Here is an 8,267-nt window from a genome sequence, read left to right as displayed (position 1 = left end):
ACGTGATCTCCCTCAGTGAATCCCACAACAAGGCCAACATCAACCGGACCCGGGATGAATCCTTCGAAGGCCTGGAAAAGATCGTGAAGGATTTCTCCGGGGACATGGAAGTGTGCCTGGACGTGGCCACTGCCTTCGGCTGCCCCTTCGAAGGAAAGTTCTACGATGTGAAACCGCTGCTGGCCTTCCTGAAACGGGGCCATGACATGGGCATCCGTTCCTTCACCCTGTGCGATACGGTGGGCCTGGCAGATCCGAAACAGGTCCGGGAATTCGTGAAAGCCTCCCTGGAAGAATTCCCGGATTCCCATTTCGAAGTCCACATCCACGATACCCGGGGCATGGGCCTGGTGAATACCCTGGCCGCTGTGGAAGCGGGGATTGCTGGCGTCCAATCCACCCTGGGCGGCCTGGGCGGCTGCCCCTTCGCACCGGGAGCTTCCGGCAACACCGCTACCGAAGATCTGGTGCTGATGTTCAACGAAATGGGCTACGACACGGGGATCGACTTTGCCAAGATCCTGGCCGCGGCCAAGAAGGAACATGCAGAAGTGGAAGGGAATTATTCCGGCCACAATATCAACATCCAGAACAACACCGGCTGCTGCACGCCTCCCCAGCAGCATAATGAGTAAGCCGTGAGTCAGGGCTGTGGAAAGTACCGTACATGTTTGTCGGTTCTTTTCACAGCTCTTTTTTAAAAAAGTAAGAACTATTTTTATTAGAGTTTTTTTGAGATAAAAATGTGATATACTAAACAAATGCGAGAAAGAAAGAGAAAGCAGGTGAAGAGGGATGGAAATCTATGAAATGCCTCGGTTGGAGGGAGAAACCAACAGCGACTTCGTATATCGGAGCCTGCGGGAAAGCATCATCCGCATCACCCTCCGGCCGGGGGAGATCATCAGTGAGCCCTTGCTGCAGAATTATTTCCAGATGAGCCGCAGCCCCATCCGGGAGGCTCTCAGCATCCTGAAACATGAAAACCTGCTTTCCGTGGCTCCCAAATCCCGTACCCAGGTGGTGCTCATGAACAAGAGCCTGCTCATGGAGAGCCGCTACCTCCGGTGCGTCATGGAAGAGAAGATCCTCAAACGGATCTTGGAAAAAGACGACACGGAACCCCTCCAGCAAAAGCTGAAAAAGATCATGGACGAAGCGGAAGATGCCATGGAGCACCGGGCCTCAGCCGTGAAAGTCATTTTCGATTACGACAGCCTGTTCCACCGGACCGTTTTCGAATACGCTGGATTCAACTACCTATGGGACATGATCCGCACCTATAATATCCAGTACAGCCGGTTCCTGAACTTGTATGTGGAAGAGAAACTGTATGGGGAAAGCTTCCTGCCGGACCATCGGAGACTGATCCAGCGGATCCGGGATAAGGATTGGTCCCATCTGGAACAATACGTCAATGACAACTACGTCCATGTGGAAGGATATCTCCGGGAACTGGAAACCAAACATCCCAGTTATTTTGATAATTAAAGAGAAGGGGATGTGAAAAAATGAAGAATCATTTTTCACACCCCCTTTTTTTACGGCTTCTTATTGCATAAAAATGAATAATAATGTATAATTATCACAAAAGCAACTGATAAAACCCTGTATATGGGCCAATAGGGAGGAATATTTATGAAAAAGATGAAGATGTTCGCTGGAATCCTGGCCGGGCTGATGCTTTGCGTGGCAGCAGCCGGATGCGGGGGCAGTACGGGAAGAGGAGACAAGAAAACGGCGGCGAAGAAGGAACTGATCGTGGGGACGAACCCGTCTTTTGCGCCTTTTGAATTTACGGACAAGAAAGATGGCAAGGTCATGGGCTTCGATATCGACCTGATCAATGCTCTGGGCAAAAAAGCCGGATACGATAAGGTGACCATCAAGAGCATCGCCTTCGACGGATTGATCCCTTCTTTGGAATCTGGGAATATCGATGTTTCCATCACGGGGATGAGCATCACCGAGGAACGGAAGAAAAAAGTAAATTTCACGGATCCCTATTATGAATCCGGCCTGATGGCCGTGGTGAAGAAGGACAATACAGCCATCAATGGGCTGGATGACCTGAAGGGCAAGACCATTGCCGTGCAGCTGGGCACCACCGGGGCCAAATATGCGGAAACCATCCAGGGGGCCAAGGTGAAGACCTTCGATTCTTCCGACCTGGCCTGCCTGGAACTGAAGAACGGGGGAGCCGATGCGGTGATCAGCGATCTGCCGGTGCTCCAGTATTTCTTGAAACAGGGGGGCAGCCAGTACGCCAAGAGCGTGGGGACTCCTAAGAAAGGTGATTTCTACGGCATCGCCACCGCCCAAAAGAATAAGGAACTGTGCGACAAACTGAACAAAGCCTTGGCAGAAATGAAGAAGGACGGAGAATACCAGAAGATCTACGACAAGTGGTTCAAGGCGGAGTAAAGAAAAAGGGGCTGCTGCATATGCAACAGCCCCTTTTGAGGTCTCGGGTCGCGGGTCGTGAGTCGCGGGCTTGTTGGTGCAGCCCGAAGATTCGGTTTCGCTGCTTTCAGCCGATTTTGTCGTACTATCCTATAGAAAAACACAGAACGGCTTGAACGTCCAGGCTCGCGACCCGCGACCGGCGGGGTGAAATTTTTCACCCCGCCCTTTTCTCGAAAACCAGTTGTATAAACATACGCAACGCTGTATAATGATTACATTATGAAGATGGAGGGAAGAACATGAAAAAAATCTCTGCTGTAATGTGCGTACTGGCTGCTCTGATGCTGGCTGTAGCCGGCTGCGGAAGCGATACCAAACCGGCGGCCAACGACCAGAAAGTGATCAAAGTAGGTACTGAACCCACCTTTGCTCCTTTTGAATTCCAGGAAAAGGGTTCCAAGGAATTCACCGGCTTCGACATGGACCTGGCCCGGGCCATCGGCAAGAAACTGGGCAGAAAAGTGGAAATCCAGAACATGGGCTTCGATGCGCTGATCCCAGCTCTGAATTCCGGCAACATCGATGCAGTGGCAGCGGGCATGAGCATCACTGAGGAACGGAAAAAGGCTGTGACCTTCTCCGACCCCTATTACACCTCCGGCCTGGTGGTGGTGGTCACCAAAGACAACAACGCAGTCAAGAGCATCAAAGACCTGGAAGGCAAGAAAATCGCCGTACAGATCGGCACTACGGGAGCTGACAAAGCGGCCAAGGTCTCCGGGGCCAAAGTGACCTCCTTCAACACCAACGCAGAGGTCTTCCTGGAACTGGAAAACAAGGGCGTGGATGCGGTGATCATCGACAGACCGGTGGCCCAGTATTACCTGACCAAGGAAGGCAAAGACAAAGACAAGATCGTAGGGGATACCATGGATGCTGAATCCTATGGGTTTGCCTTCAAGAAAGACAGCAAACTGGCTGCCGATTTCAACAAGGCACTGGCTGAACTGAAAAAAGACGGTGAGTATGATAAGATCTACACCAAATGGTTCGGCAAAGCCGCTAAAGCTGCCAAATAAACAGCTTCTGGAAAAGGAAGAGAATGCATGAATCTTGAAATCATCAAGGAATCCCTGCCCCTGCTGCTTGCCGGGGCAGGCATTACGGTAGAAATCACAGCGGCCAGTGTGGGCCTGGGCCTGTTCATCGGTGTAGTGGTGTCCCTGATCCGTCTTTGCGGCATCAGGGCTCTGCGCGTTTTAGGCGATGTGTACGTCACCTTTCTCCGGGGGACGCCTCTCCTGGTCCAGATCTTCCTGGTGTATTTCGCCCTGCCGGCCCTGATCCATCATCGGGTGGATGCCTATGTGGCTGCTATTTCCGCCTGTTCCATCAACTCTGGGGCCTATGTGGCGGAAATCTTCCGGGGCGGCATCGAATCCATCGACAAAGGACAGATGGAAGCTGGACGGAGCCTGGGCATGACCTGGTGGCAGACTATGCGCCACATCATCCTGCCCCAGGCTTTCAAACGGATCATCCCGCCTTTGGGCAATGAATTCATCGCCATGCTGAAGGACTCCTCCCTGGTGTCCGTCATCGGGTTCGAAGAACTGACCCGCCGGGGCCAGCTGATCATCGCCCGGACCTATGCTTCTTTTGAGATCTGGCTCAGCGTGGCCATCATCTACCTGGTTATGACGTTTGCCGTAGCCCGTTTCGTAGGCGTCCTGGAAAGGCGGTATAAGAAAGATGAACAGTGAAATGATCAAAGTCCAAGGGCTCCGGAAAAGCTACGGGGACAATGAGGTCCTCAAAGGCATCGATGTGACCATCGCTGAACAGGAAGTGGTGGTGGTCATCGGTCCCAGCGGCGGCGGGAAAAGTACCTTCCTGCGCTGCCTGAACTATCTGGAAGTGCCCACTTCCGGCACCATTACCTTTGACGGGATCCCCCTCAATGGGGAAGCCAACATCAATGAAGTGCGGAAAGAAGTGGGAATGGTGTTCCAGCGGTTCAACCTGTTCCCCCATATGACGGTGATGGACAACCTGATCCTGGCTCCTATGATCGTCCGCCATGAATCCAAAGAGGAAGCGGTGGCAAAGGCGAAACTGTACCTGGATAAGGTGGGCCTGCTGAACAAGGCCGATGCCTATCCCGGCAGCCTTTCCGGGGGCCAGCAGCAGCGGGTGGCTATTGCCCGGGCCCTGTGCATGAAGCCCAAAGCCATGCTGTTCGACGAACCCACTTCTGCTCTTGATCCGGAAATGATCAACGAAGTGCTGGACGTCATGAAGAACCTGGCCCAGGAAGGGATGACCATGGTGGTGGTCACCCACGAAATGGGGTTTGCCCGGGAAGTAGGGGACAGGATCCTCTTCCTGGATGGAGGGAAGATCCTGGAAGAAGGGGATCCTACCGAATTCTTCGCCCATCCCAAGAACGAACGGGCGCAGAATTTTCTGTCCAAGATTTTGTAAGGATGGGGGGTTGTTGCACGTGTATGGTTTTGATACGTGCAGCAACTCCTTCTCTTTTATCAAAAAAATTTACATTTTCCCTATTTTCTTTGCAGGGATTTCAGTACAGTTGTAGAATACTATTAATAACAACGATGGGAAATGTCCCATTGGTGAGGAGGTCGTTATTATGGCAGTTAAAGTTCGTGGAAAAAACATCGAAGTCACCCAGGCGTTAAGAGATTATGTGGAAAAACGTGTCCAGACCATAACCAAGCAGTTCAAGACCGTGGGCGAGATCACGGCAGTGATGCGGGTGGAAAAAGGGAAACATATCGTTGAAATCACGGTGCCGGCCAGCGGGATCGTCCTGAGAGCTCAGGAAACATCCGAAAATATGTATGCATCCATCGACCAGTGTGTGGAAAAGATCGAACGGCAGATCCATAAATACAAGACTCGTCTGATGAAACGGAAATACAGCAATTTCCGGGATGCAGAACCGGCTCCCCTGCCGGATGTGAACGAAGAGGTCCCGGAAGAGACGGACGAATTCAAAGTGGCCCGGACGAAGAATTACGCCATGCGGCCCATGGGTGTCCAGGAAGCCATCATGCAGATGAACATGCTGAACCATGATTTCTTCGTATTCTTCAATGCGGAAACGGAAAAGATTGCCATCGTCTACCGGAGAAAGAGCGGAGACTATGGGCTGATCAACCCGGAATTGGCTTGAGGGAGCGGGAAAAGAGCTTTCTCGGGATTTCATGAAATTTTTACAAAGAGTCGAGGCATTTGCCCCGACTCTTTTTGACTTTCATATACGCATTTGTTACAATTAAAAAATGGATTTATATTGATATTTTTGCGCCTGGAGCGCTGTAGGATCGAGGAGTGATATACTTGCTGGAAAACCTGATGAAACTGGTCTTTGGGGACCCCAATAAAAAAGAACTGAAGGTCTGCCAAGGCTATGTGGATAAGATCAACGCACTGGAACCGGAAATGGCCGGTCTCAGCGATGCCCGCCTGTGTGCCAAGACCCAGGAATTCAAACTGCGCCTGTCCAAAGGGGAGACTTTGGACGATCTGCTGCCGGAAGCGTTCGCCGTGGTCCGGGAGGCATCCCGCCGGGTCCTGGGGCTGCGCCATTTCGATGTGCAGCTGATCGGGGGCTGTATCCTCCACCGGGGGAATATCGCCGAGATGCGTACCGGTGAAGGGAAGACCCTGGTCGCCACCCTGCCGGCCTATCTGAACGCCCTGGAAGGGAAAGGGGTCCATGTGGTCACGGTCAACGATTACCTGGCCCGCCGGGACAGCGAAGATATGGGCCGGGTGTATCGGTTCCTGGGGCTGTCCGTGGGGCTGATCATCCACGATATGGATTATCCTGCCCGGAAAGCGGCTTATGCGGCTGACATCACCTATGGGACCAACAATGAATTCGGGTTCGACTACCTCCGGGACAATATGGTGGTCTCTCTGGATCAGATGGTCCAGCGGCCCCTCCATTATGCCATCGTGGACGAAGTGGACTCCATCCTCATCGATGAAGCCCGGACACCGCTCATCATTTCCGGGCCCGGGGAAAAATCCACGGATCTCTACAACATCATGGCCGATGTGGTGAAGAATTTAAAGGAAAAAGAAGACTACACGGTGGATGAAAAACTCAAGACCGTGGCGCCTACGGAAGCCGGGATCGCCAAAGCGGAAAAGATGCTGGGCGTGAAGAACATGTATGATCCGGAAAACGGCACGGATCTGTCCCATCAGCTGATGGAAGCCCTGAAGGCCAAGGCCCTGATGATCCGGGACCGGGACTATGTAGTAAAAGATGGGGAAGTCATCATCGTGGACGAATTCACCGGCCGCTTGATGTACGGCCGCCGGTATTCTGAAGGGCTGCACCAGGCCATCGAAGCCAAGGAGCATGTGAAGGTGGAACGGGAAAGCCAGACCCTGGCCACCATCACTTTCCAGAACTACTTCCGGATGTATGAGAAGCTGTCCGGCATGACCGGTACTGCCAAGACGGAGGAACAGGAATTCCAGAAGATCTATGGCCTCAGCGTCTATGTGGTGCCCACCAATAAACCCAATATCCGGATCGACTACCCGGATGTGATCTACAAGACCAAGAAGGCCAAATACCGGGCGGTGGTGAAGGCCATCGAAGAGCTCCATGCCATCGGCCGGCCGGTGCTGGTAGGGACCACGTCCATCGCCCAGAGCGAGGAACTGTCCGCCATGCTCCATAAGAAAGGCATCCAGCACAATGTGCTGAACGCCAAGTACCATGAAAAAGAAGCTGAGATCGTGGCGGATGCCGGCCAGATGGGGGCTGTGACCATCGCCACCAACATGGCAGGCCGTGGGACGGATATCACCCTGGGAGAAGGGGTGGCCGAGCTGGGCGGTCTCCACATCATCGGTACGGAACGGCACGAATCCCGTCGGATCGACAACCAGCTCCGGGGCCGCTGCGCCCGTCAGGGGGATCCGGGGTCCACTCGTTTCTACCTGTCCCTGGAAGATGATCTGATGCGTCTCTTCGGGTCCGACAATATTTCCGGGATCATGGACAAGCTGGGGATGGATGAAGATGAACCCATCGAACACCGTCTGGTGACCCGTTCCATCGAGAATGCCCAGAAAAAAGTGGAAAGCCGGAACTTCGATATCCGGAAACATGTGCTGGAATATGATGATGTGATGAATGAACAGCGGGAAGTGATCTATGACCAGCGCCGGAAGATCCTGGAAAAGGCAGATCTGAAGGAAACGGTCCTGGGCATGGCTGACCATATCGTAGACCGGTCCATGGATATGTACGCCCCTAAGGAAGCCTACAGCGAAGACTGGGATGTGCCGTCCATGATCAAATATGCCGAGGAATTCTATGCGCCCCTGGGCAAACTGCAGGCAGAGGAACTGTCCAATATGAGCCGGGAGGAACTGGAAGAATACCTCCACAAACTGGCCCACGACTATTATGATGAACGGGAAGCGGCCATCACCGCTCCCATCATGCGGGAACTGGAGAACCTGGTGATGCTGAAAGTGGTGGATACCCACTGGATGGAACATCTGGACGCTATGGATGCCCTCCGGGAAGGGATCGGACTCCGGGCTTATGGCCAGCGGGATCCCCTGGTGGAATACAAATTCGAAGCCTATGATATGTTCGAAGCCATGAAGGAAGCCATTGTGGATGATGTGGTCCGGTATATGTACCGGGTGAACGTAGTGACTCAGCCTACGGTGGAAGACCATCTCTCTGAGGCTTCTGTGAACAACCCCAATGTGGACGGGACGGCGGAAGGAGCCCAGGCTCCGGCAGAACTCCACGGGGCAGAGCGGAACAGCGGATCTAAGTGACCTTTGGGGCTGAG

The 8,267-nt window shown here is 53.1% G+C and carries 8 protein-coding genes; all 8 read left to right on the top strand.

All coding sequences use genetic code 11. From position 1 onward, the window contains the following. The coding region (locus ACTUHY_RS11355) for a beta/alpha barrel domain-containing protein (protein ID WP_473965313.1) at positions 1 to 635 on the top strand (635 nt) is incomplete at its 5' end. A gap of 160 nt (positions 636 to 795) precedes the next feature. Continuing rightward, complete coding sequence (locus tag ACTUHY_RS11350; protein WP_442827797.1) at positions 796 to 1,491, top strand: GntR family transcriptional regulator; 696 nt, start codon at positions 796 to 798, stop codon at positions 1,489 to 1,491. Positions 1,492 to 1,638: 147 nt separating this feature from the next. Further along, on the top strand, positions 1,639 to 2,424 hold the full coding sequence (locus tag ACTUHY_RS11345; protein ID WP_442827796.1) for a basic amino acid ABC transporter substrate-binding protein: 786 nt from the start codon (positions 1,639 to 1,641) through the stop codon (positions 2,422 to 2,424). A 281-nt stretch (positions 2,425 to 2,705) separates the two neighbouring features. After that, positions 2,706 to 3,485 (top strand): basic amino acid ABC transporter substrate-binding protein, encoded by a 780-nt coding sequence (locus ACTUHY_RS11340; protein WP_442827795.1) that lies wholly within the window; start codon positions 2,706 to 2,708, stop codon positions 3,483 to 3,485. A 27-nt stretch (positions 3,486 to 3,512) separates the two neighbouring features. Continuing rightward, the gene (locus tag ACTUHY_RS11335) at positions 3,513 to 4,169 is read left to right on the top strand and encodes an amino acid ABC transporter permease (protein WP_278675309.1); all 657 of its coding nucleotides are present in this window, start codon (positions 3,513 to 3,515) and stop codon (positions 4,167 to 4,169) included. A gap of 1 nt (position 4,170) precedes the next feature. Next, a complete protein-coding gene (locus tag ACTUHY_RS11330; RefSeq protein WP_278675313.1) occupies positions 4,171 to 4,890 on the top strand; it encodes an amino acid ABC transporter ATP-binding protein in 720 nt (239 codons plus the stop codon). A 169-nt stretch (positions 4,891 to 5,059) separates the two neighbouring features. Then, a complete protein-coding gene (gene hpf, locus ACTUHY_RS11325) occupies positions 5,060 to 5,605 on the top strand; it encodes a ribosome hibernation-promoting factor, HPF/YfiA family (protein WP_442827794.1) in 546 nt (181 codons plus the stop codon). Between the two features lie 170 nt (positions 5,606 to 5,775). After that, a complete protein-coding gene (gene secA, locus ACTUHY_RS11320) occupies positions 5,776 to 8,253 on the top strand; it encodes a preprotein translocase subunit SecA (protein ID WP_442827800.1) in 2,478 nt (825 codons plus the stop codon). Positions 8,254 to 8,267: the final 14 nt, after the last annotated feature.

Origin of the sequence: Acidaminococcus nyctereutis, assembly GCF_052216985.1 — a bacterium.
Lineage (GTDB): Bacteria > Bacillota > Negativicutes > Acidaminococcales > Acidaminococcaceae > Acidaminococcus > Acidaminococcus fermentans_A.
Note: the sequence above shows the minus strand (reverse complement) of the source record. Positions and strands in the feature narration are given on the sequence as shown.

Coding starts and splice junctions, on each gene's coding strand:
- ACTUHY_RS11350 (WP_442827797.1), top strand. CDS start 796: ATGGAAATCTATGAAATGCCTCGGTTGGAGGGAGAAACCAACAGCGAC.
- ACTUHY_RS11345 (WP_442827796.1), top strand. CDS start 1,639: ATGAAAAAGATGAAGATGTTCGCTGGAATCCTGGCCGGGCTGATGCTT.
- ACTUHY_RS11340 (WP_442827795.1), top strand. CDS start 2,706: ATGAAAAAAATCTCTGCTGTAATGTGCGTACTGGCTGCTCTGATGCTG.
- ACTUHY_RS11335 (WP_278675309.1), top strand. CDS start 3,513: ATGAATCTTGAAATCATCAAGGAATCCCTGCCCCTGCTGCTTGCCGGG.
- ACTUHY_RS11330 (WP_278675313.1), top strand. CDS start 4,171: ATGATCAAAGTCCAAGGGCTCCGGAAAAGCTACGGGGACAATGAGGTC.
- hpf (WP_442827794.1), top strand. CDS start 5,060: ATGGCAGTTAAAGTTCGTGGAAAAAACATCGAAGTCACCCAGGCGTTA.